The 22,138-nt window shown below is 50.4% G+C and carries 23 protein-coding genes; 13 read left to right on the plus strand and 10 right to left on the minus strand.

Going from position 1 to position 22,138, the window contains the following annotated elements; genetic code table 11:
• Nucleotides 1-11 precede the first annotated feature (11 nt).
• From ACLPHM_RS12080 to gatB, 7 genes are all read left to right on the plus strand, one after another.
• Complete coding sequence (locus ACLPHM_RS12080) at nt 12-731, plus strand: ABC transporter permease (RefSeq protein ID WP_430221483.1); 720 nt, start codon at nt 12-14, stop codon at nt 729-731.
• The gene (locus tag ACLPHM_RS12085; RefSeq protein WP_430221484.1) at nt 728-1,453 is read left to right on the plus strand and encodes an ABC transporter permease; all 726 of its coding nucleotides are present in this window, start codon (nt 728-730) and stop codon (nt 1,451-1,453) included. The genes ACLPHM_RS12080 and ACLPHM_RS12085 overlap by 4 nt, the downstream gene beginning before the upstream one ends.
• Nucleotides 1,450-2,736 (plus strand): NAD(P)/FAD-dependent oxidoreductase, encoded by a 1,287-nt coding sequence (locus ACLPHM_RS12090; protein ID WP_430221485.1) that lies wholly within the window; start codon nt 1,450-1,452, stop codon nt 2,734-2,736. The genes ACLPHM_RS12085 and ACLPHM_RS12090 overlap by 4 nt, the downstream gene beginning before the upstream one ends.
• Before the next feature lie 5 nt (nt 2,737-2,741).
• The gene (locus ACLPHM_RS12095) at nt 2,742-3,530 is read left to right on the plus strand and encodes an amino acid ABC transporter ATP-binding protein (RefSeq protein WP_430221486.1); all 789 of its coding nucleotides are present in this window, start codon (nt 2,742-2,744) and stop codon (nt 3,528-3,530) included.
• A gap of 194 nt (nt 3,531-3,724) precedes the next feature.
• Nucleotides 3,725-4,033, plus strand: coding sequence for an Asp-tRNA(Asn)/Glu-tRNA(Gln) amidotransferase subunit GatC (gene gatC / locus ACLPHM_RS12100; RefSeq protein ID WP_135863806.1), 309 nt, complete (start codon nt 3,725-3,727; stop codon nt 4,031-4,033).
• A gap of 6 nt (nt 4,034-4,039) precedes the next feature.
• Complete coding sequence (gene gatA / locus ACLPHM_RS12105) at nt 4,040-5,560, plus strand: Asp-tRNA(Asn)/Glu-tRNA(Gln) amidotransferase subunit GatA (RefSeq protein WP_430221487.1); 1,521 nt, start codon at nt 4,040-4,042, stop codon at nt 5,558-5,560.
• Nucleotides 5,560-7,014 carry an Asp-tRNA(Asn)/Glu-tRNA(Gln) amidotransferase subunit GatB gene (gene gatB / locus ACLPHM_RS12110; protein WP_430221488.1) on the plus strand — a complete coding sequence of 485 codons (1,455 nt, stop codon included), beginning with the start codon at nt 5,560-5,562 and terminating at the stop codon, nt 7,012-7,014. The genes gatA and gatB overlap by 1 nt, the downstream gene beginning before the upstream one ends.
• Nucleotides 7,015-7,129: 115 nt before the next feature.
• Here the strand turns inward: gatB and pyrE are convergent, their stop codons facing one another.
• Nucleotides 7,130-7,810 (minus strand): orotate phosphoribosyltransferase, encoded by a 681-nt coding sequence (pyrE, locus tag ACLPHM_RS12115; protein ID WP_430221489.1) that lies wholly within the window; start codon nt 7,808-7,810, stop codon nt 7,130-7,132.
• 123 nt (nt 7,811-7,933) lie between these two features.
• Between pyrE and ACLPHM_RS12120 the strand changes: the two genes are divergently transcribed.
• A complete protein-coding gene (locus ACLPHM_RS12120) occupies nt 7,934-8,743 on the plus strand; it encodes a DODA-type extradiol aromatic ring-opening family dioxygenase (RefSeq protein ID WP_430221490.1) in 810 nt (269 codons plus the stop codon).
• 60 nt (nt 8,744-8,803) lie between these two features.
• On the opposite strand, the gene ACLPHM_RS12125 is transcribed toward ACLPHM_RS12120, so the two are convergent.
• The 4 genes from ACLPHM_RS12125 to ACLPHM_RS12140 are packed head-to-tail and all read right to left on the minus strand — an operon-like array spanning nt 8,804 to nt 11,731.
• The gene (locus tag ACLPHM_RS12125; RefSeq protein ID WP_430221491.1) at nt 8,804-9,598 is read right to left on the minus strand and encodes a transporter substrate-binding domain-containing protein; all 795 of its coding nucleotides are present in this window, start codon (nt 9,596-9,598) and stop codon (nt 8,804-8,806) included.
• A 33-nt stretch (nt 9,599-9,631) separates the two neighbouring features.
• The gene (locus ACLPHM_RS12130; RefSeq protein ID WP_430221492.1) at nt 9,632-10,360 is read right to left on the minus strand and encodes an amino acid ABC transporter ATP-binding protein; all 729 of its coding nucleotides are present in this window, start codon (nt 10,358-10,360) and stop codon (nt 9,632-9,634) included.
• Between the two features lie 21 nt (nt 10,361-10,381).
• A complete protein-coding gene (locus ACLPHM_RS12135; protein ID WP_430221493.1) occupies nt 10,382-11,032 on the minus strand; it encodes an amino acid ABC transporter permease in 651 nt (216 codons plus the stop codon).
• A gap of 15 nt (nt 11,033-11,047) precedes the next feature.
• Nucleotides 11,048-11,731, minus strand: a complete 684-nt coding sequence (locus ACLPHM_RS12140) for an amino acid ABC transporter permease (protein WP_430221494.1) — start codon at nt 11,729-11,731, stop codon at nt 11,048-11,050.
• A 190-nt stretch (nt 11,732-11,921) separates the two neighbouring features.
• On the opposite strand from ACLPHM_RS12140, the gene ACLPHM_RS12145 reads away from it, so the two are divergent.
• Together ACLPHM_RS12145 and ACLPHM_RS12150 are read left to right on the plus strand one after the other, a co-directional pair.
• Nucleotides 11,922-12,926, plus strand: a complete 1,005-nt coding sequence (locus ACLPHM_RS12145; protein WP_430221495.1) for a GntR family transcriptional regulator — start codon at nt 11,922-11,924, stop codon at nt 12,924-12,926.
• A gap of 16 nt (nt 12,927-12,942) precedes the next feature.
• A complete protein-coding gene (locus ACLPHM_RS12150) occupies nt 12,943-13,737 on the plus strand; it encodes an exodeoxyribonuclease III (RefSeq protein WP_430221496.1) in 795 nt (264 codons plus the stop codon).
• Between the two features lie 612 nt (nt 13,738-14,349).
• Here the strand turns inward: ACLPHM_RS12150 and ACLPHM_RS12155 are convergent.
• The 4 genes from ACLPHM_RS12155 to ispB form a co-directional block, all read right to left on the minus strand.
• Nucleotides 14,350-14,931, minus strand: coding sequence for a DNA-3-methyladenine glycosylase I (locus ACLPHM_RS12155; protein ID WP_430221497.1), 582 nt, complete (start codon nt 14,929-14,931; stop codon nt 14,350-14,352).
• A gap of 55 nt (nt 14,932-14,986) precedes the next feature.
• Complete coding sequence (gene gltS, locus ACLPHM_RS12160) at nt 14,987-16,213, minus strand: sodium/glutamate symporter (RefSeq protein WP_430221498.1); 1,227 nt, start codon at nt 16,211-16,213, stop codon at nt 14,987-14,989.
• Between the two features lie 73 nt (nt 16,214-16,286).
• Nucleotides 16,287-16,799, minus strand: coding sequence for a molybdopterin-guanine dinucleotide biosynthesis protein B (mobB, locus tag ACLPHM_RS12165; protein WP_430221499.1), 513 nt, complete (start codon nt 16,797-16,799; stop codon nt 16,287-16,289).
• 5 nt (nt 16,800-16,804) lie between these two features.
• Nucleotides 16,805-17,770 (minus strand): octaprenyl diphosphate synthase, encoded by a 966-nt coding sequence (gene ispB, locus ACLPHM_RS12170; RefSeq protein ID WP_430221500.1) that lies wholly within the window; start codon nt 17,768-17,770, stop codon nt 16,805-16,807.
• A 264-nt stretch (nt 17,771-18,034) separates the two neighbouring features.
• Here ispB and ACLPHM_RS12175 point away from each other — a divergent pair, with 264 nt between their 5' ends.
• Genes ACLPHM_RS12175 through ACLPHM_RS12185 form a run of 3 tightly spaced genes read left to right on the plus strand, consistent with a single transcriptional unit; the run spans nt 18,035 to nt 20,647 of the window.
• On the plus strand, nt 18,035-18,901 hold the full coding sequence (locus ACLPHM_RS12175; RefSeq protein WP_430221501.1) for an ATP-binding protein: 867 nt from the start codon (nt 18,035-18,037) through the stop codon (nt 18,899-18,901).
• Complete coding sequence (locus ACLPHM_RS12180; protein WP_430221502.1) at nt 18,894-19,925, plus strand: Nudix family hydrolase; 1,032 nt, start codon at nt 18,894-18,896, stop codon at nt 19,923-19,925. The genes ACLPHM_RS12175 and ACLPHM_RS12180 overlap by 8 nt, the downstream gene beginning before the upstream one ends.
• Nucleotides 19,922-20,647, plus strand: a complete 726-nt coding sequence (locus ACLPHM_RS12185; protein ID WP_430221503.1) for a spermine/spermidine synthase domain-containing protein — start codon at nt 19,922-19,924, stop codon at nt 20,645-20,647. The genes ACLPHM_RS12180 and ACLPHM_RS12185 overlap by 4 nt, the downstream gene beginning before the upstream one ends.
• Here ACLPHM_RS12185 and ACLPHM_RS12190 read toward each other — a convergent pair.
• Nucleotides 20,644-22,128: an efflux transporter outer membrane subunit gene (locus ACLPHM_RS12190; RefSeq protein WP_430221504.1), complete on the minus strand. Its 1,485-nt coding sequence runs from the start codon at nt 22,126-22,128 to the stop codon at nt 20,644-20,646. The two genes, ACLPHM_RS12185 and ACLPHM_RS12190, sit on opposite strands and share 4 nt — an antisense overlap.
• Between the last annotated feature and the right edge of the window lie 10 nt (nt 22,129-22,138).

Raw genomic sequence — 22,138 nt, forward strand, 5'->3', positions numbered from 1 at the left:
GGACTTTTCACATGCTTGATCTGCTAAGCCTGCTTTCCTTTGGGCAGGGGGGCTGGGGCGGTGCACTCTTAATGGGTGCACTGGTAACCATTTCCCTGACTCTATGCTGTATCCCTTTTGGCCTGCCCTTAGGGCTGCTGGTTGCGGTTGGCACCCGCTCCCGCCGACGCCTACCGCGTGCGGCGGCTACCGTTTTCTCTACCGTATTTCGCGGCTTGCCAGAGTTGTTGACCCTATTACTGGTGTACTACGGTGCGCAAATGGGGATTCAAAACATTCTCAAACGCTTGGGATACGAAACTGAATTTCACATCAATGCCTTCGCTGCAGCGGTGTTTGCGTTCAGTTTAGTGTTAGCGGCGTTTTCCAGTGAGGTCTGGCGTGGTGCATTTAAAACCATTCCCAAAGGCCAGCTAGAAGCTGCTCGTGCATTAGGTTTATCTAAACGCACTACTTTCTTGCGCATTACGCTGCCGCAGTTGATGCGCGTTGCACTGCCAGGCTTATCCAATAACTGGCTCACCCTGCTTAAAGATTCCTCATTGGTATCCAGCATTGCCTTGGTTGATCTTATGCGTCAAACCAACTTGGCTGTCACTGCCACCAAAGAACCTATTTTGTTCTACAGCACCGCCTGCGTTCTGTACCTAATCTTGTCCGCCTTATCTGGCGTTGTGTTTAACCGTGCCGAGCGCTATTTCGGCCGCCACCATCAAGAGGCACGGTCATGAACGAAACGGTCCTCAACATACTCTCTACTTTTTTAGATGCGAGCCTGTTAGAGCGTTATGGCATGCGCATGCTAGACGGTCTATGGGTAACCATCAAGCTGGTCGCTTTCTCGTATACATTGGGCATGATTCTGGGGTTGCTGCTAGCCTTGGGTCGCCTCAATAAGAATCCACTGCTGCAATACAGTTGTCGTGGCTATATTTATTTCTTCAGGGGCTCCCCCCTGTTGGCACAGCTATTTTTGCTGTACTACGGCTTGGGCTCGCTGACTGGTTTCTGGAAAGACGTGGGCTTGTGGTGGTTCTTCCGCGATGCTTGGTATTGTGCCCTCTTGGCATTCACGCTAAACACGGCCGCCTATCAAGCAGAAATCTTCCGTGGCAGTTTGCAAGCTATACCTAAAGGCCAATACGAAGCCTGCCGTGCGTTGGGCCTGAAACGCTGGACAGCCATGCGCAAAGTGATTTTGCCGCAATCTACCTTGGTAGCCATTGGCCCTCTGGGGAACGAGCTCATCCTCATGATTAAAGCCAGTGCGATTGCCTCCTTGGTGACCGTTTATGATGTGATGGGTGTAGCCAAACTCGCGTTCTCGCGCAGCTTTAACTTCGAGGTGTACCTCTGGGCTGCCGTACTGTACTTAATTATTGTGGAAATCATCCGTAGGCTCCTGCGTCGTATAGAGTCTCGTTTGTCACGCCACATCCTGCACGAATCATGAGCAATACTTCCTCTACCTCAGCGCTAGATGTGCTGGTGCTGGGCGCCGGTATTCTGGGCGTAAGCACCGCACTGCATCTACAACAACGTGGCTTGCGTGTAGGTTTGATCGATAAACACGCACCAGGCCAAGGCACGAGCTTTGGTAATGCTGGGTTAATTGAGCGTGCAAGCGTCATCCCTTATGCATTCCCACATAGCCCAGCGTCACTGCTGCGCTATGCTGGCAATCGCCAACCAGATGTGCGTTTTCAATGGAAAGCCTTGCCTGCGCTGGCCCCTTGGCTGTACCGCTACTGGAAAGAATCGTCGCCAAAACGTCTCGCCTTTGCGGCCAACGACATGCTGCCTCTGATTGAGCGCTGCATTACCGAACACGCACCGTTTATTCGTGACTCTAACCAGCAGCATCGCATTAGCGAGAAAGGCTGGATTGATATTTACCGTGACCAACAAGCCTTTGCGAGTGCCGCGGTACAAGCCAAACACCTAAGCCAACAATATGGTCTGCAAGTCCAAATATTGAACGCTACAGCGCTGCGCATCAGCGAGCCTGCCTTGGCCACCACACATAACTTGGTAGGCGGCATACATTGGTTAGACCCGTGGACGGTTTCCGCGCCTGGCGCATTGGTACAAGGCTATGCCGAACTGTTCACCCAACGTGGTGGCAGTTTCATACAAGACCACGTGCATGCCTTAGCACAACAAGATTCAGTCTGGACAGCAACCACTACCCAAGGTGCCATTAGCGCCAAACAAGTTGTGATTGCGCTGGGCCCTGATGCCACACCACTATGCCAGTCATTAGGCTACCGTATTCCTTTAGTGCAAAAGCGTGGCTATCACCTGCACTTCACGCCTAGTGATGACACGCCTGCACCAGAACACCCATTATGCGACTCCCAAGCGGGTTTTGTACTGGCCTCTATGGAACAAGGTGTGCGTCTGACCACCGGTGTAGAACTGGCCAGCCCTGATGCCGCACCAAACCCTGCGCAATTGCGCGAAGCTGAACGTATTGCTCGCCAATATTGGCCCTTAGGGGCGGCTGTGGAAGCCGAGCCGTGGATGGGCCGACGCCCTTGCACGCCTGACATGCGCCCCATTATCGGCCCTGCCCCGCATCACAGCGGTTTGTGGTTTAACTTCGGTCACGCCCATCACGGCCTTACTCTAGGCCCAGTTTCTGGTCGCCTGCTGACTGAAATGATGATGGGCGACATACCCTTCACAGACCCTACCCCCTATTCCGCCCAACGTTTTATCTCTCCCCGGAACTGATACTCATGTCGCAACTTCTTGACGCCCAGCCTACGGATAACGCTCCAGCCTCGATCAGCAATAATCCGACGGTGATACAGATACAAGGGCTGAACAAATGGTATGGCGAATACCATGCTCTACGAGATATCAATCTGGAAGTACGCCAAGGTGAGCGTATTGTGTTGTGCGGCCCATCAGGTTCAGGAAAATCCACATTAATACGTTGTATTAACCAGTTAGAAGCCGCCGAAAAAGGCAGCATTTTGATTGATGGCGTCAACGTGATACAGCAAAACGCGCAAAGCGTACAAACACTGCGTAACGTAGGGATGGTGTTTCAGCACTTCAACCTGTTTCCGCATATGTCGGTACTGGAAAACTGCACCTTGGCACCCATGAGCGTTAAAGGTTTAAGTCGTGCTCAAGCCGAGGCCGAAGCACGTAAGCTGCTGGAAAAAGTAGGCATGTCCAGTCACGCTGAGAAATACCCCACACAATTGTCCGGTGGGCAGCAACAGCGCGTTGCTATCGCTCGTACGCTGTGCATGGACCCGAAAATCATTTTGTTTGATGAGCCCACCGCCGCACTGGACCCTGAAATGGTCAAAGAAGTGCTGGATGTGATGGTCAAACTTGCCAGCAGCGGCATCACCATGCTGTGCGTCACGCACGAAATGGGCTTTGCTAAGCAGATGGCTGAGCGCGTGCTATTTATGGATCAAGGCAGTATTTTGGAAAACTGCAGCCCTGCAGAATTCTTTGCAGCCCCTAAAACAGAACGTGCCCGCAACTTCCTGCAGCAAATACTGTAAAACACCTTTTTCATCTGGCAACACAGCCTCTGCTGGATCGCTCAAACTCAGCCCCTTATAATGGGGCTAGCAGTGCGGCCGTGCGTATTAGCATCAGCCGCGCTAAAATACGGAATTCCCGTCATTTGACTGCTTGGCTGGTTGCGTGAACGTTGCAACTGCCGGGCAGATATCATCCATACTCCGGAATCACTATGGCAATCTCTCAGCAGGATGTCGCTCGCATTGCACAACTGGCGCACATTGAACTCTCGCCGGAGCAGACAAACCAGGCTACTCAGGACTTCGAACAGATTATTGGACTTATCGGCAGCTTGAAAGCTGTTGATACCACAGGTGTAGAGCCTATGGCCCACCCGCTTGAAGCCATCCAAGAAATCGCCCTGCGTCTGCGCCCCGATCAGGCCGCGCCCACTGCCACTGAAACAGAACGCGCTGACCTCATGGTTAATGCGCCCGCGCAAGATAACGGCCTGTTCCTCGTGCCCACTGTCATCGAGTAATCCATCATGTCCCTACTCACCCAATATACTTCCCTACAACGTCTGGGCACGGCGTTGCGTGACAAAACATTTAGCGCACGCGAGTTGGCCCAAGATACGTTGCAACGTATTGCTCAACAACCCGAACTCAATGCATTCCTGCATGTAGATGCAGACCTGACATTGCAGCAGGCTGATGCCGCTGATGTCTTGTTGGCACGTGGCAATGCAACTGCGCTGACTGGTATTCCTATTGCGCACAAAGACGTGTTCGTGACACGTCACTGGCGCACTACAGCAGGTAGCAAAATGCTGGCGAATTACGTCAGCCCCTTTGATGCCACTATCGTAGAAAAAATCCAGCACGCTGGTACAGTAAACTTAGGTAAGCTGAACTGTGACGAGTTTGCTATGGGCTCTGATAGCCGCAACTCCGCATTCGGCGCTATCCAAAATCCATGGAATAAACTGCACTCTCCTGGTGGTTCTTCTGGCGCATCTGCTGCCGTTGTAGCCGCTGGTTTGGCATTAGCCGCTACGGGCTCTGACACTGGCGGTTCTATTCGCCAACCTTCCGCATGGTGCGGGGTAAGCGGTATCAAGCCTACCTACGGCACCGTATCCCGCTTCGGTATGATTGCGTACGGCTCCAGCTTGGACCAAGCAGGCCCTATCGCTCGCCACGCTAGCGACTTGGTTGAACTGCTGTGCACCATGAGTGGTTTCGACGAACGCGACCCGACTAGCCTGCAAGACTGCCACGGCAAAGCCAACACTGGCGAACGCGTACGCGACGACTACAAACAATGGAATGAGCGCTTTGCTGAACAAGGCACCAAACCATTAGCTGGCCTACGTATTGGTTTGCCTCGTGAATACTTCACTAGCGAGCTGAATCCTGAAATCGCACGTCACATTGACGCGGCTATTCAGCATTTTGAAAAACTGGGCGCTACCCGTGTAGATATCTCGCTGCCACTGACACGCGAAGCTATCCCTGCGTACTACATCATTAGCCCCGCAGAAGCCTCCAGCAACCTGTCTCGCTTTGATGGCGTACGTTTTGGCCACCGCAGCGCGTCGTACAGCAACCTAGAAGAAATGATCAGCCGCTCACGTGCTGAAGCATTCGGTGGTGAAGTGATTCGTCGTATCTTGGTAGGTACTTACGTACTGTCCGAAGGTTACTACGATGCGTACTACCTGCAAGCACAACGTGTACGTCGCATGATTGCGGACGACTTGCAAAAAGCCTTCGCTAGCTGCGATGTGATCATGGGCCCTGTTTCCCCTACCTTGGCAACGTCGTTGGACAGCACCAGTGCTGATCCTACCGCCAACTGGTTGGCTGACATTTACACGCTGGGTATTAGCTTGGCTGGTTTGCCTGCCATGTCCATCCCTTGCGGCTTCAGCAACGATGCCCGCCCACTGCCAGTAGGCCTACAAATTGTGGGTAACTACTTCAACGAAGGCCAAATTCTGGCTCTCGCTTCGCTGTATCAGCAAGATACTGACTGGCACCAACGACAACCGGAAGCAGAATAATGGAATGGGAAATTGTTATAGGGCTGGAAATCCATACCCAGCTTTCGACTGAGTCAAAAATCTTTTCGTCCAGCAGCACACGCTTTGGCGCGGCCCCTAACACGCAAGCCAGCGCTGTAGACATGGCTTTGCCTGGTACGCTGCCAGTGTTTAACGCAGCGGCCGCCGACAAAGCAATTTGCTTCGGCTTGGCAGTAGGCGCACACATTGCTCCTAAGTCTGTTTTTGACCGCAAAAACTACTTCTACCCCGACTTGCCTAAAAACTACCAGATCAGCCAATTTGGTCTGCCAATCGTGCAAGGCGGTACGCTGAGCTTCTTTGTAGGCGAAAAAGAGCACACCATTAACCTGACCCGTGCTCACTTGGAAGAAGACGCTGGTAAATCACTGCACGAGAACTTCACAGGCCCATACGGTGAATCCTCCACCGGCATCGACTTGAACCGTGCTGGTACACCGCTGCTGGAAATCGTGTCCGAACCAGAAATGCGCTCTGCCGCTGAAGCCGTGGCCTACGCCCGCGCCATGCACAGCTTGGTCGTGTGGTTGGGGATTTGTGATGGCAACATGCAGGAAGGCTCTTTCCGTGTAGACGTGAACGTTTCTGTGCGTCCTAAAGGCCAAGAAGAATTCGGCACACGTTGTGAGTTGAAAAACATCAACTCCTTCCGCTTCATGGAACGTGCGATTCACTACGAAGTACGTCGACAAATCGAACTGATTGAAGACGGCGGCAAAGTGATTCAAGAAACACGTCTATACGATGCAGACCGTGATGAAACACGTAGCATGCGCTCTAAAGAGAACGCTAACGACTACCGTTACTTCCCTGACCCAGATCTGCCACCACTGTTCATCTCGGCTGAGAAAATCGAAGCCGTGCGTCAACAGATGCCAGAACTGCCCGCCACTAAACGTGCTCGCTACGAAGCTGAACTGCAATTGAGCGCCTACGATGCTGCACAATTAACAGCCAGCCGTAGTACAGCCGATTACTTTGAAGCGGTTGCTGCACTGGTTGGTGCTGCGAATGCTAAGTTGGCAGCAAACTGGATCAGTGGTGAATTGGCGGCGGCGCTGAACCGTGAAGAACTGGATATCAGCAACGCAAAAGTCACGCCTGAACAGTTGTCTAAACTGTTGCTGCGCATTGCTGACAGCACTATTTCCAACAAAATTGCGCGCGATGTATTCCAAGCAATGTGGGAAGGTGATCACGGTGCTGACGCTGATGCCATCATTGATGCCAAAGGTTTGAAACAGATCAATGATTCTGGCGCGATTGAAGCCATGATTGACGAAGTGATTGCGGCTAATCCAGATATCGTGGAGCAATTCCGCGCCGGTAAAGACAAAGCCTTCAACTCGTTGATTGGCCAAGTCATGAAAGTTGCCAAAGGCAAAGCCAACCCAGGTCAGGTGTCCAGTATTCTTAAAGCCAAACTAGGCTAAGAGTTCTGTTCTTTCTGAACACAAAAATGGCCGGATTATCCGGCCATTTTTTATTGATGTCTAACGACTGTATTCATCGCACTCGCCGGGGAACTGCAGAAATACTTTCGCGACCTTAAGCACTCACACCGTAACGAGCACGGTATGCTGCTACTGATTCACGATGTGCAGCCAATTCCGCATTGCCATCCAAGAAAGACATAATGTCGCTTAATGACGCAATGCTTACTACTGGAATACCGTAGCGTTGTTCTACTTCTTGCACAGCAGAATGTGCAGACAAAGCGTCATCCGCACCGGCACGTTCCATGCGGTCCAAAGCGATCAACACGGCTGCTGGTTCTGCACCCGCCGCGCGGATGATGTCTACCGATTCACGTACCGATGTACCGGCTGTGATCACATCATCAATAATTACCACCTTGCCTTGCAACGGTGCACCGACCAAGGTACCGCCTTCACCGTGGTCTTTCGCTTCTTTGCGGTTGAACGCAAAGGGAATATCACGGCCTTGCAAAGCAGGATGTGCGGCCAACGCGCAGGTAGTAGCTGTTGCCAACGGAATACCTTTGTAAGCCGGCCCAAACAGCATGTCGAAAGACAAACCGGAATCTACCAAAGCCTGTGCATAGAACTGCGCCAATTTCGCTACAGAAGCGCCGGTATTGAACAGCCCTGCATTAAAAAAGTAGGGGCTCAAACGGCCGGACTTCACTTTGAATTCGCCAAAGCGCAAAACGCCCTGTTCCAGAGCAAACTGAACAAACTCTCGACGTTGTGACACTGCGTCAACCATAAAACGAACCTTTTAGCGCGTAAAAAGTCCTATTATTTCATACTATGTGTTGAACTTCCTGTTTGGCGTAGTCCATTCAGCTTGAATCCCACACATTGTTTTTCTGTTTCTGGTGAGTATTTCATGCGTCTGCCCGTTTATTACATTTCCCATGGTGGTGGCCCTTGGCCTTGGATACGTGAGGTTGAAGCCTCGTATGCTCCCCTGCGCACTGCGCTAGCAGATATCCCCCGCCAACTTGGGAATCAAAAACCCAGTGCTATTTTGATGGTGTCAGCACACTGGGAAAGTGCCCACGGCTTTACGGTACAAGGCCATCCCAACCCCAGCATGCTGTACGACTATTACGGTTTTCCAGCACACACCTACGATGTGCGCTACGCCGCCCCCGGTAAACCGGAGCTTGCTGAGCGCGTCAAAGAACTGCTGGCAGAGCATCAGCTAGAAGCACACATAGACGCTGAGCGCGGCTTTGATCACGGTGCCTTCGTACCCGCCTACTGTATTTATCCTGATGCGTCGGTACCCATGGTGCAATTATCTATTCACCAGCACTATGATCCTGCCCTGCACATACAGTTGGGCAAAGCGATTGAGCGCCTGCGTGACGAAAATGTACTGATTATCTGTAGTGGCTTGAGCTATCACAACCTGCGTCATCTAGGCCCTAGCGGCCGTGAGCCTTCTGCCCAGTTTGATGCGTGGTTAGAAAAAACGCTGCTGCACGACACGCCTGAGCAACGCATTCCCGCCATGCTGAATTGGGAAATCGCACCCGCTGCGCGTATTGCTCATGCACGCGAAGATCACTTGGTACCGTTGTTTGTTGCCGTTGGTGCTACCGAACACGACAGTGTGCATCGATTCCACTACCAACAAGATGCCTTTGGGGGCATTACGGTATCCAGCTACCGCTTTGATGCACTTAAGTAACAGCACATACTAGCCCCCTTTAAAAGCTTTGCACCTTTTTAATGGTGCAAAGCTTTTTTCTTACTTCAACATTTCCTCTGGTAAGGAAATACCAAAATGGCGTACATAAATTTCATTTAATTTGCCGTTTTTCAAGTTGGTCTCTACCCATCCATCCAACCATGTTTTGAGCTCTGGTTCATTCTTGCGTAACCCTACACCGTAGGGAAAGGCATACATCAAAAACTTCACCTCAATATCACGATTAGGGTTGCTTGCTTTCACTGCAGGAATCACGCTACCCGCCGCTGCAATGTAATCCTGCTGGCCAGTGGCTACCGCTGTATTAGTGGTGGCGTCATCCTCATACCGTACAACCGTAATTCCCCCTGTTTCACGCACTCCTTTAGTGAGTTCTTGATCACTGGTGGTACCACGGGTAACGGCAACCGTTTTACCTATTAAGTCTTGAAACGACGTTATGTTTTCCGAGACAGGCCCACCAATCACAGCTGGCACTACTCCATAAGGTTCTGAGTAGTCGATGACCTTCTTACGCTCGTCAGTAATAGAAAATGACGCTAACACAATATCTGCTTTACCACTTAACAAATAAGGAACGCGGTTTGGGCCATTAACCGGCACAATTTCTAGCTCTACACCCAAGTCTTCAGCTAATAAACGAGCGGCCTCTACATCTGACCCCGCCGGTTGTGCATTGCCATCTATCATGCCAAAAGGTGGTGCTCCTATATCCACGGCCACCAATACTTTTCCACGCTCTTTAATGGTTTCCAGTGCATCAGCTTGTACAGTACCCGTGAACCCAAATAGTGATACAACTAACGCCCCTACAGCTCCAGCTATATGTTTCATGTTTTGTCTCCAACATTATTGTCATTAGGCTTTTTACAAGCCATTAGATAGAAACTGCTGTAACTCAGGAGTGCTAGGCTGGCTCAGTATTTCAGGCCCGCCCGACTCCCACACCACGCCATGATGCATAAAGATAATTTGATCCGCCACGGAACGAGCGAAGCTCATTTCATGAGTCACCAACACCATGGTCATTCCTTCTTGCGCCAAAGACTCTATAACCCTCAGCACCTCTCCGGTTAGCTCTGGGTCTAATGCAGACGTAACCTCATCAAAAAGCATGAGTTTTGGCTCCATCGCTAGCGATCTCGCAATAGCAACTCGTTGTTGTTGCCCTCCTGATAACTGCTCTGGATAGTAGTCAGCACGCTCAGCCAAACCCACCTTATCCAACATCTGACGTGCTAGTTTTTCAGCCTCTGGCTTAGGCATATTTTTGACCTTACAGGGAGCCAACATAATGTTTTCCAGCACAGTCAAATGAGGGAACAAGTTATAGCTCTGAAACACAATGCCTACTTCTTGGCGCAATTGCAGCAAATCGATATTGCCTGCATGCATGGCGTAACCACACACTTGCAGTTCACCTGCTTGGATATTTTCTAATCCGTTCACACAACGTAGTGCTGTGGTTTTTCCCGAGCCACTGCGACCAATTAAGGCCACCACATTACCTTTGGGGACTTGAAAACTCACTCCTTTAAGTATTTCAACATCACCAAATGACTTACACACCTTATTAAAATCTACAATTGCATTCATAATTATCTCTTTTAATAAAAATTACTTTTTTCGTGATAACTTCTTTTCTAATCGATATGAAAAAACCGATAATGGAAAGCAAATTGAAAAATACAAAAAAGCTGCTATAGAAAAAACCACAAATGGCTCAAAAGTAGAGTTATTAACAACTTTTGCAGAATAGGTTAAATCAAAAAAACCAATTACTACGGCATAAGAGGAATTCTTAATAATCTGCACCATAAACCCTACCGTTGGTGCAATAGCAATTTTGACAGCCTGCGGCAGAACAATATGCAGCACTCGTTGTCGTGAATTCAGCGCTAAACACTCTGCTGCCTCCCACTGTGTACGGGGAACGGATTCTATGCATCCTCTCCATATTTCACCTAAGTAAGCACTGGAATACAACGTCATTGCCATTGCAGCCGCCACCAACGAGGACATATTGAAGCCTGCAATGCTGATACCAAAATAACAAAGGAACATTACTACTGGCAGCGGTATACCTTGGATCAATTTCACATATAGGCCAGCCACTTTACGCATCCACCAGCGTCCTCGGCTAAGCATCAGCGCTGCGGGCAAACCTACTACAAACCCTCCTATAAACCCCATCATTGACAACACTAAGGTCCAGCCAGCACCTTTAAGAATGAAGAGCAGTTGTGCTGTGGTAATGCCAAAAATCATGGTGTTCTCCTGCACTCATAAGGTGGTCTTTAGCTTACGGCGTCGCGTAAACGACAAATTCGCTATGCCTTCCATACAGATACGCAGCAGCCATGACATGACGAGATAAATCACCGCAATCACGATGTAGATTTCAAAGCCACGAAAAGTCGTAGATTGAATCCCATACCCAGCTGCTGTGAGTTCTTCTACAGAGATTTGCGACATGATGGATGTAGCTAACATCATCAAGACAAACTGACTAATTAATGCGGGATACATGCGCTCTATTGCTTGCGGAAGGATGATTAAACGTAAAACCTTCCAACGCGACATCCCCAAACAAGAAGCCGCCTCTACCTGCCCCTTTGGGATAGACTCTATTCCGGCACGAATAATTTCTGATGTATAAGCCGAAACATTAATCACCAACGCTATAATTGCAGCAGTTAAAGCAGGTACTCTTATTTGCAATGATGCCAAACCAAAAAACAACCAAAATGCTTGAATTACCAATGGTGTATTTCGGATAACATCTATATAAAAACCAACTATAAATTTCAGCAGTGTTGTTCCGTACACCCTAGCAACAGCAATCATTATCCCCACAAAAAAACCCAACACAATTGTAGAAATAGACATGCGCAAAGTTAATAATGCGCCGTGCACCAATTCTGACCAGTAACTACTCAAAAAACTAAAATCAAATTCGTAACCCATAATTACCAACTAATTTTTTCGTTAAGTTTTTTATTACGTGGAGACCAATCATCAACATAATGACCAATGCTGACGATAGCCATTATAATGACTATTGTTAACATGAATCATGCATGGTTTTCCCTAGGAATTTGTGAACTGGCATTCTTCTGCTACATTCCCCTTACCACTCGTTGCTATGCTCATCGACATGACCTCTGTAACTGACGCAGAACAAGACACCCCTTTATATGTGCGTGTAACGCAATTGCTTACTCTTGCCCTCAAGCAGGAAAGCATTCCTGTTGGCACTGTTTTACTCGAAGGTCATATTGCAGACCTGATGCGCATTACTCGCACCCCAGTACGACAAGCCTTACAGGCTCTACTGCAGCAAGGATTAGTCAGTAAATTTGAGGGGCGTGGTGTGCTAGCAGGGCCTGCAGCTAGCACTCCTAAACGTCTTAATCTCACTGCCGAAATGCTGGGGCTGCACGAGCTAGACCCATCCGTGCGAAAAGCCCGTAGCTGGGAAACCATCTATAACGAAGTTGAGCAAGACGTGGTGCATCTATCCATTTTTGATGTATTTCGGTTAAACGAATTGGAGCTGGCACGCCATTTTGGCGTAGGCCGTATGGCTGCGCGTGAAGCCTTACAGCGGCTGGAAAGTCTGGGGTTAATTACTAAGGACGAGCGTCAACGTTGGAATGTCATCCCCCTGAACCGCGAGCGCATGACACACTTGTATGAGCTACGTATATTGTTGGAACCTGCAGCGCTGGAATCAGCCGCTCTGCATGCCCCCAACGAGCTATTACAAAAAATGAATCAACGTTTGGAACAAGCCATGAAGCGCTATCCAAAACTGAATAGAAAAACCATGGATAACCTAGAGATTGACCTGCACGTGACCTTGCTGTCGTACTGTCCAAACCAACCCTTGCTAGACAGCCTTAAACGTACGCGCAGTATTCTGACACTAAGCAAACACGTATTAGGCGCTGCTGCACCTATGCCCACACGTGACCCCTTTCTCTCAGACCATCTACAGGTTATACAATACGTAGCTAATGGCGATCTCGCTGCCGCTAAAGAGGCATTGATTCAACATTTAACGATGTCCTCTGCAAAAGCGATTGAGCGCGCCGAATTTGTACGTAAGCATATGCCTACGCCTACACTTCCCTATGCTGCGCCCGTCGCCACACACTAACAATGGAGAAGCTTCGTTGCTGAAAATCACTAGTCTCAACCTAAACGGCATCCGTGCCGCCTTCCGTAAAGAGCTACCCATCTGGTTAAAGAACCATGCTCCCGACATGGTAGCGATGCAAGAAGTACGCATCCAAGATCAAGATCTCACCGCCGCCATGCGCCATCCTGAGGGCTATACCGGCCATTTCAACTTAGCTGAGCGCAAAGGCTATAGTGGTGTGGGCTTTTACCTCAACAGCCCCGCCGAGAAGGTATACGAAGGCATGGGCTGTGATGAGTTCGACCCTGAGGGCCGTGTGATTCGCGCAGACTTCAGCAACATGAGTTTGGTCAGTGCTTACCTACCTTCTGGTACCAGCGGTGATATTCGCCAAGACGCCAAATACCGCTTCCTAGAGACGTTTGAGGCATGGATGAATGCCTTGATGAAGGAACGCACCGAAACAGGCCGTGAGTTCATTATTTGCGGCGACTGGAATATTGCGCATCAAGAAATAGACTTGAAAAACTGGAAGGGTAACCAGAAGAATTCTGGCTTTTTGCCTGAAGAACGTGCGTGGATGACCAAGGTACTGACCGAGATGGGTTGGGTAGATGTGTACCGCAGTCTGCATCCCGATACCACTGCCGAGTGCTACACCTGGTGGAGCAACCGTGGACAAGCGTGGGCCAATAACGTGGGGTGGAGGATTGATTATCAAATCGCTACATCTGGTATTGCGGCCACGGCGCGTCATGCTGAGGTGTATAAAGAAGAGCGTTTTAGTGATCATGCTCCGCTGACGATTCAGTACGAGTGGACGCTGTAAACGTAGGCGGTTGATAGAAGTGCTAATGACTGCAGTAAATGGCTAGGTTCATCGTCTATGCTAAGAACTGCAGTCATTTTTTATATCTCTGGGCGTTCACTGTTGACGATCGTATTCATCGCACACGCTGAGGAACTGCAGGAATACTTTTTGTGATTTGTACACCAAATCAAAAAAGTTTCCTCTCCGTCCCTCTGGTTGGTCTGAGTGTGGGTAGGTTTACAGCCCTTTCTTTTGGGTTATTGCACACCTTGATCCAATTGGGGCGCAGGTGTTAGATACGTCTATATGTCAGTTGTAGCATCAGAAAATGCCGCTTAGTTTTTTGATGAGAGCAGCAAGTGCCGAAATGATCAGCCCACAGAATAAGCCGACATCTTCAGAAATGGGTGAGCACGCCCCTTTTATCTGTCACAAAAGTACGCATTCATCTCAACGGCTACCACACTGAAACCGTGGCAAGCGATGAAGGGAAAACGGAGGAAAGTATTTTTTTATTTGGTGGTCAAATTAAAAAATACTTTTCGCAGTGCTAGCTAATGCAAGCAGTCGTTGAACTGAGTTGAGCAACAACCAGCCGTTGGTCAGCTCAATGCCACCAATGCCAAAGGGCTACAGCATGCAGAGGCTGCGTCTGAAGCAATTAACGTCATGGTCATTCACCATCCCTATGGCCTGCATCCATGCATAGGTAATGGTAGGGCCGACGAACTTAAAGCCTTTGGCCTTTAACGCCTTGGAGATTTGCTCTGATAAGGGGCTACTTGCTAGCCTCGTCACACCATCATTCAACAGTGCTTTGCCGTTAGTAAATGACCAACAAAAGTCACTGAAACTTTCGCCCTTACTTTTCATGTCTTCGTAAATTTGCGCACCTTTAATGGTGGCAATAATTTTGGCTCTGGCGCGAATGATACCGGGGTTAGCCATTAAGCGCTCTATATCCGACTCGGTATAACGCGCCACTTTGGCTGGATCGAAATTATCAAAAGCCAGCCTGAAGGCTTCGCGCTTACGCAGTACGGTGATCCATGCTAAGCCGGCCTGAAAGCCTTCCAACATTAAGCATTCCCACAACTCGCGGGAATCACGCATGAGAACACCCCATTCTTCATCGTGATACTGCTCCATCAAGGCATCGCCTTCGGCCCAGCCGCAGCGTGTGTGTACTCGTATTGTCTGTGTTGTACTCATTATGGCAGTCCACATTATGCTGCTAGCTGTTTAACGGCCTACTACGCGTCTATGCTTAGGAAAACATCTTGATGAAGCCCGTGATCACTATGGCATTCACAAAGTCTACAAACAATGAACCTACTAACGGAATCACAAAGAAGGCTTTAGGCGATGGGCCATTTTTGCTGGTGAAGGCCTGCATGTTAGCCACCGCATTAGGCGTAGCACCCATACCAAAACCACAATGACCTACAGAAATGGTCACTGCATCGTAGTCACGTCCCATGATGCGGAAAGTCACGTAGTACGCAAACAGCCCCATCAAAATAGTTTGCGCGACCAGAATCACCAACAATGGGCCGGCTACGTCTACCAATTCCCACAGCTTCATATCCATCAACGCCATGGTCAGGAAGAATGCTAGCGATACTTCGCCAATCACACTGACTTCGTGTTCTGGGCAACGCAACTTGCGCAGGTCAATGATGTTACGCATTACTGCCGCCACCAACATACCCCCCAAATAGCCAGGCAGCACGATGTCTTTAGTCGCCAAGTAATTGGTAAGCGTCACCCCAACGCCCATAGCAATCGCCAACAACACAACGGTGTGCATGATGGTGCCCATCAAGTACTGTTTGCTGTCTTTTTTGCCTTTCTGAGTGGTGGCATCTTGGGTGTCATCCGTTTCAAACTCGGACACCTCTGTGTGTGCACGCCCTTTGATTTTGTAGCGCTGCATCAAGCGACGACCCAATGGTCCGCCAATTAAACAGCCAAATACCAAGCCCCATGTGGATGCTGCCATCGCGGCTGGCAATGCGCCTGTGACACCCAAACCTTCCAAAATAGGACCAAACGCACCGGATGTACCGTGCCCACCTGTCATGGAAATAGAACCGGCGGCCAAACCCAGCAAGGGGTTAGCACCCATCGCGCCGGCCAAGCCTACGCCAACGATATTTTGCAGCACAACCAGCACCACAACTACCGCCAAGAAAATTAGTACTGCCAAACCACCTTTTTTCAGTAGTTCTAAACTGGCCGAAAACCCAATCGTGGTGAAGAACACCACCATAAAGAATTCGCGTATATCTTTGGAAAGCGTAATTTCAAATGCCCCAGTTTGGTGGCCGATCAAGATCAGCACCGAAAACAGTAAGCCACCAATAATGGGGCTGGGGATGAAATATTTGCCTAATACAGCCACACGGCTTTTGATTAGCTCTCCCAACACCAAAAACACAGCGGCCAAGCCAACGGTTTGGGGGATATTCAACTGAATAGCGGTTAGGTCCATAGGTGTTCCCTACTTGAAAAATCGTGCTCGTTTTTTCAGGGCGATGATGGGCTGTAGCGCCACGCAATCTGCGTTACAACACGCCTGATGTGCGAGCAATGAATGCAGCAATTTTCTCAGGCTGATTTAAGTCTAACAAGGGTAACGGACACTGCGTCAACTCTGCTACATCGGTTGCTACAGCTACCACACCTTGATTCTCAGCATAGACAGGAGCAATGCCCCTAGACGGACGGTGTACTTCTAAACGGGGGATATCGGCTTGCCTGTAGCCCTCTACCAACACCAGATCTACTGGTCCCAAACATTCTACGAGTTGCTGTAACGTTGGCTCGTCTTGCCCATGTAACGAGTGAAACAGCGCGTACTGATAAGGTGATGCCACGATCACCTCTCTGGCGCCAGCCGTGCGAAACCTGGCGCTATCTTTATGAGGGGGTTCAAAACTTAATTGATGGTGGCTGTGTTTGATCACAGCCACCTCTATGCTGCGCTCTACGAACCAAGGTAGCATCGCTTCGACCAGGGTGGTTTTACCACTCCCCGAGCGACCGATAATGCCAAATACCCGGCTCAGTCCTGTCATAGAGCTTAACGATCGCGTTTGACCGCGAATGCGCAAAAATCAATTAAGGTTTGCTTAAAGTCAGACGCTGGGAAGGTTTGAATCGCATTCAACGCCAGCTGTACTTCTGCATCTGCCGCATCACGTGTGTAGGCCAATGCATCGGTGTTGTGAATAGCACGTGCCACCGCTTCAAAGTCGCCATCACCATTTTCAATGGCTTGCTTGATGAGCTGTTGCTCTTCGGCCGTGCCCACTTCCATCACACGAATCAATGGCAACGTAGGCTTACCTTCGCGCAAATCATCGCCCACGTTTTTACCCAACGCAGCCACATCACCGCTGTAATCCAGTACGTCATCAATTAACTGGAAAGCCGTACCAATGTGACGACCATAGGCTGCAGCGGCTTCTTCTAGCTCATCGCTAGCACCAGCCAAAATAGCGCCTACTTGAGCAGCCGCTTCGAAAAGCTTCGCTGTTTTGTAGCGCACAACTTGCAGGTAACGTTCGCGAGACACATCGGGATCGTGCACGTTCAGCAGTTGCAGAACTTCGCCTTCGGCAATGATTGTGGTGGCCCCAGACAGCACCGACATGGCGCGCATAGAGCCGCATTCCACCATCATTTCAAATGAACGCGAGTATAAATAGTCACCCACCAAGACGCTGGCAGCATTACCGAATACGGCATTCGCAGTGCTACGACCACGACGCATATCGGACTCATCAACCACATCATCATGCAACAAGGTCGCTGTGTGGATGAACTCAACCACCGCCGCTAACACATGGTGAAATCTGCCTTCGTAGCCCAACGCTTTAGCCACCAGCAACAACATTGCCGGACGCATACGCTTGCCACCAGCACCGACGATGTATTCCCCTATAGTGCGAATAAGGACAACTTCCGAATTAAGACGCCCGCGAATGACTGCGTCCAGTTCGCGCATATCATCGGCTATAGGGCTCATCAGATCTGGGAGACTCAAGACAAATTTCCGAATGGTAAAAAGTTGATACACATCGCGCAACAGCTTGCGCAAAACACCTAATTATACGGGTTTGTCTATATTTCGCAGCGTCTACTTACTATCTTTCTGACTTCTAACCGTTTTTTACGAAGATAGATGTCTCGCTACAGCACGCCATCGCTACCTGAGCGCAGGGTGTGTAGGGAAAGAACAGCACCTTTTAGTCATACTCATTTTTTTAGCGATAATAGATCTTTTACTACGTACTTTTGGAGACTTCTTTTGAGTACGCCCGACCTGAGCAACCTGATCCAACGTGCCGAACGCGTCCTGGCCCAACTTGAAGCCTGGCTGCCTCCGGCTCCCCCCGAAACTGACTGGAATGCCTACGCATTTCGCTGGCGCAAACAAGGCTCTAGAGGGTGGTTAGATTCTGTACACAACATTGCGGCAATCCAACCCGATAACCTGCACCACATCGAGCGCCAAAAAGAAGCCTTAGAACGCAATACTCTGCACTTCTTGGCTGGCAAACCTGCTAACAACGTATTGATGACTGGTGCGCGTGGTACGGGTAAAAGCTCACTGGTTAAAGCCATGCTATGCAGCTTGGCCGACAAAGGTCTGCGCCTGATCGAAGTAGACCGCGACGACATGGCTGACTTGGGCGATATCATCGACCTGATTAGCAATCGCCCAGAACGCTTCATTATTTTCTGCGATGACTTGTCGTTTGAAGATGGCGAACCTGGCTACAAAGTATTGAAATCCGTATTGGATGGCTCTGTTGCCTCACCTGGTGACAACGTGCTGATTTACGCCACCTCGAATCGCCGTCACCTGATTCCTGAGTACATGAGCGAAAACCTACAAGCCAAACCACACTCTGATGGTGAGATCCACCCTGGTGAAGCGGTAGAAGAGAAAATCTCCCTCTCTGAGCGTTTTGGTCTGTGGCTGTCGTTCTACCCCTTTAGCCAAGACAAATATCTGGATATCGTGAACCACTGGCTACAGCAAGCTGGCTGCACACCAGAGCAAATTGAAGAATCCCGTACTGAAGCTTTGCAATGGGCGTTGCACCGTGGCTCACGCTCCGGTCGTGTTGCACGTCAATTCGCACGTGATTGGGCAGCGCGCTATGTCTAAGCCTCGTATTCACGCAGCAGTAGGCCTTATTTTGCGTGAGGACGGTAAAGTACTGTTTGGTAAACGCCCCGAAGACAAACCGTGGCCCGGTTATTGGGAACTGCCCGGTGGCAAAGTAGAAGCCGGCGAAACCGTGTCACAAGCACTACGCCGTGAGCTCAAAGAAGAGCTGGATATTAATGTAACGCATTCCACACCTTGGATAGAGTACGTACATGAATATCCCAAAAACATCGTCCGCCTCTCTTTTTACAAAGTAGATGCGTGGGATGGCGAAGAAAAAGGAGTGGAAGGCCAAGAGCTCACGTGGCTCACACCAAACTGGCCCTTGTCGGTAGACCCTGTGCTGCCTGCAGCAGAGCCGCCTATGCGCTGGCTAAGCCTGCCTAACCGCTATTTGCTCAGCCACATAGGCGATGCTGCACACACTGATGCTTGGCTAGAGCGTTTGGAAACATCTCTGGAAGACGGCATTCAACTGGTGCAATTCCGTGAACCCGCATGGGAACAACTCGCTGCTAACGATGCTGAGCAGCGCGACATGTTGCATCAAGCGTGGTTAGCGACCCGCGAACTGTGCTGGAAATACGGTGCCCGCTGTTTGATCAATAGCGTGCATCCTAAAGACTGGTGGTCGGAAGGCGATGGCGTACAACTGCGCGCCAGCGATGCACAGCACTGGGCAACACAAGCACAGGCGGGGCTTAAAGCCGATACCGCGCATGCTGACCCTGTACTGGGTCTACCCGAGAAAGCTCTGGTAGGAGTTTCAGCGCATAACAGTGCTGACCTAGAAGCCGCCATACAGCTAAACGCCAGCTTTATCGTCGTTGGCCATGTGCTACCTACCCCCTCTCACCCCGGTGAAGAAGGCTTGGGCTGGGCTGCCTTCCAAGAGTTAGCATGGCAAGCGGGTAGACCAGTATTTGCTATAGGTGGCCAATCCAACGCGACGTTGGCAGAGGCGACTGAACATGGTGCACACGGCATTGCCGGCATACGCCACATCGGGCACAACGCATGACCGATCAGGTAACCATTTCAGAACGTGATGGTCTACGTTACCTGCACCTAGGTAGCCCCTGGGTGCAGGGCGTTATGCGCTTGGAAAAACCCGATCAGCTGGAACTTACCTATATCCAGCAAATGATGATGTGGGCGTTATTTCAAGACCACCCCACACATATTGTGCAGTTGGGGTTAGGCGCAGCCAGTTTGACCCGTTTTTGTCATCAGCATTATTCATCCGCCCATGTGACGGCAGTAGAACTCAATGCCGAGGTAATACACACCTGCAGACTGCTGTTCGACCTGCCCGAAGACGGCCCCAACTTGACGGTGCTGCAACGCTGCGCGTACCGCTACGTAGAAGAAGCCCCCGACCACAGCATCGATGTGCTGCAAGTAGACTTGTACAGTGCTGACGCGCAAGAGCCTGCCTGCGAAGGTGAGGACTTCTACGCCAACTGTGCACGCAGCCTGCGTGATGACGGCATACTCACTGTGAATATTTTGGGTAACGCTTCTGTTCATGGCCGCCACATACAGCAACTGCAAGACACCTTTGCTGCCGTAGCATGGCTACCCGAATCGCATGATGGCAATTTGATTGCCATTGCATTCAAAAACGCACCACAAATAGAGTTTGAACAGCTCTACCAAAAAGCCGCCATACTGGAAGCCCGTTTGGGCCTACCTGCAGGCGACTGGGTAGATGACTTAGTGGACTGGATGCAGGGCGATTAGTCTTGCACCGGTGACTGCTGCAATACCGGAGGCTGGTTTAGACTAGTCGCATCCCAGCCTCCACCCAACGCGGCAATCAACTGCACCGCAGCGATGTAATGATCGGCTTGCATAGAGATGGTGCTGCGTTCAGTGCTTAACGTACTGGTTTCTACTTGCGCCAAACTCAAGAAGTCCACCATGCCCGCCGCATACTGATTACGCATTAAGGTCAGGGATTCTCGTGCGGCATCCAGAGCACGTTGCTGTGTCTGCATTTCTGCTGACAAGCCTTGCCATTGCACCAAGCCATCTTCTACCTCTTTGATGGCATCCAGAATCGTTTGCCGGTACGACGCCGCTTGTGCATCATAAGCTGCACGCGCATCGTCTACGCGTGCCGAACGCGCACCACCATCAAAGATCTGCAGGGCCAAGGCCGGACCTAAACTCCAAAACCTAGCGGGCGCAGTGAACCAATCCGACCACTCACTGGCTCGCGAGCCCCCTTGAGCGCTCAAGGTTAAATCGGGCAACCACGCTGCTTGTGCCACGCCAATTTTGGCATTTGCCGCCATCATTTGCCGTTCTGCTGATGCCACATCGGGCCTACGCTCTAACAACTGCACAGGCACTGCGGCAGGCATGCTAGGCAACGTTGGCCAGCCTTCCAACGTTAAGGTTTGCATCGCCGCAGGCGTTACCCCCAGCAAGACTGCCATGGCGTTGTGCAACTGCCCTTGCTGCCTATTTAGCGATAAACGCTGGGTGCGTGCATTTTCTAATTGCGCTTGTGCCGAAGCCACGTCACTACGCGATGACATACCGGCTTCGTAGCGGTTTTGGGTAATTTGCAAAACCCGCTCATACGCCGCAATCGTTTGGTCTAGCAACTGCTGCGATACCCACACATTTTTGGCTTGGAAATAACTTTGCGCCAACGTCGAAGCCAAACTTAATTGTGTGGCGGCAATATCTGCCTGACTGGCTTGCAACGATGCTTCGGCGGCTTCATTAGAGCGGCGCACTTTACCCCATATATCGGGCTCCCACCCGGCAGTAAGGCTCATGGAATAACTGTCGCTCGCACTAGGTGTGCTGGAACCTGAGCCACTGCGTGTGTAACTGCCTGAGCTGTTTAAGGTGGGGTAGAACTCGGCGCGTGCACTCCCTAATGCGGCCAGTGCTTGCCTATAGCGCGCCTCGGACTGCTCCAAGCTTGCGTTATGTGCCAGCATTTTTTCCATAAGCTCTGACAGTAGTGGGTCATTAAATGCCGCCCACCATTTCACCACCCCAATTTGTTCATCTGCAGGTTGCGCCAATAACCAGCCCGGATTATCGGTAGCTTGTGCGGTTTGGGTAGCTTCATTCTTGAAATTCACACCCACATCCAACTCTGGACGTTGGTAATCTGGCCCAATAGCACACCCCGCAATCAACGCACTACATGCCACGCCCACAGTCCGCTTGCTCCATAGCAAGGATCCGGCTGAGCTCATCAAGAATCGA

The sequence above is a fragment of the Paenalcaligenes sp. Me131 genome, from assembly GCF_050487225.1.
Taxonomy (GTDB): domain Bacteria; phylum Pseudomonadota; class Gammaproteobacteria; order Burkholderiales; family Burkholderiaceae_B; genus Paenalcaligenes.

What these genes read in the sequence shown, in the direction of transcription:
- ACLPHM_RS12080 (WP_430221483.1), top strand. Translation starts at nt 12, where the DNA reads ATGCTTGATCTGCTAAGCCTGCTTTCCTTTGGGCAGGGGGGCTGGGGC.
- ACLPHM_RS12085 (WP_430221484.1), top strand. Translation starts at nt 728, where the DNA reads ATGAACGAAACGGTCCTCAACATACTCTCTACTTTTTTAGATGCGAGC.
- ACLPHM_RS12090 (WP_430221485.1), top strand. Translation starts at nt 1,450, where the DNA reads ATGAGCAATACTTCCTCTACCTCAGCGCTAGATGTGCTGGTGCTGGGC.
- ACLPHM_RS12095 (WP_430221486.1), top strand. Translation starts at nt 2,742, where the DNA reads ATGTCGCAACTTCTTGACGCCCAGCCTACGGATAACGCTCCAGCCTCG.
- gatC (WP_135863806.1), top strand. Translation starts at nt 3,725, where the DNA reads ATGGCAATCTCTCAGCAGGATGTCGCTCGCATTGCACAACTGGCGCAC.
- gatA (WP_430221487.1), top strand. Translation starts at nt 4,040, where the DNA reads ATGTCCCTACTCACCCAATATACTTCCCTACAACGTCTGGGCACGGCG.
- gatB (WP_430221488.1), top strand. Translation starts at nt 5,560, where the DNA reads ATGGAATGGGAAATTGTTATAGGGCTGGAAATCCATACCCAGCTTTCG.
- pyrE (WP_430221489.1), bottom strand. Translation starts at nt 7,810, where the DNA reads ATGGTTGACGCAGTGTCACAACGTCGAGAGTTTGTTCAGTTTGCTCTG.
- ACLPHM_RS12120 (WP_430221490.1), top strand. Translation starts at nt 7,934, where the DNA reads ATGCGTCTGCCCGTTTATTACATTTCCCATGGTGGTGGCCCTTGGCCT.
- ACLPHM_RS12125 (WP_430221491.1), bottom strand. Translation starts at nt 9,598, where the DNA reads ATGAAACATATAGCTGGAGCTGTAGGGGCGTTAGTTGTATCACTATTT.
- ACLPHM_RS12130 (WP_430221492.1), bottom strand. Translation starts at nt 10,360, where the DNA reads ATGAATGCAATTGTAGATTTTAATAAGGTGTGTAAGTCATTTGGTGAT.
- ACLPHM_RS12135 (WP_430221493.1), bottom strand. Translation starts at nt 11,032, where the DNA reads ATGATTTTTGGCATTACCACAGCACAACTGCTCTTCATTCTTAAAGGT.
- ACLPHM_RS12140 (WP_430221494.1), bottom strand. Translation starts at nt 11,731, where the DNA reads ATGGGTTACGAATTTGATTTTAGTTTTTTGAGTAGTTACTGGTCAGAA.
- ACLPHM_RS12145 (WP_430221495.1), top strand. Translation starts at nt 11,922, where the DNA reads ATGACCTCTGTAACTGACGCAGAACAAGACACCCCTTTATATGTGCGT.
- ACLPHM_RS12155 (WP_430221497.1), bottom strand. Translation starts at nt 14,931, where the DNA reads ATGAGTACAACACAGACAATACGAGTACACACACGCTGCGGCTGGGCC.
- gltS (WP_430221498.1), bottom strand. Translation starts at nt 16,213, where the DNA reads ATGGACCTAACCGCTATTCAGTTGAATATCCCCCAAACCGTTGGCTTG.
- mobB (WP_430221499.1), bottom strand. Translation starts at nt 16,799, where the DNA reads ATGACAGGACTGAGCCGGGTATTTGGCATTATCGGTCGCTCGGGGAGT.
- ACLPHM_RS12180 (WP_430221502.1), top strand. Translation starts at nt 18,894, where the DNA reads ATGTCTAAGCCTCGTATTCACGCAGCAGTAGGCCTTATTTTGCGTGAG.
- ACLPHM_RS12185 (WP_430221503.1), top strand. Translation starts at nt 19,922, where the DNA reads ATGACCGATCAGGTAACCATTTCAGAACGTGATGGTCTACGTTACCTG.
- ACLPHM_RS12190 (WP_430221504.1), bottom strand. Translation starts at nt 22,128, where the DNA reads ATGAGCTCAGCCGGATCCTTGCTATGGAGCAAGCGGACTGTGGGCGTG.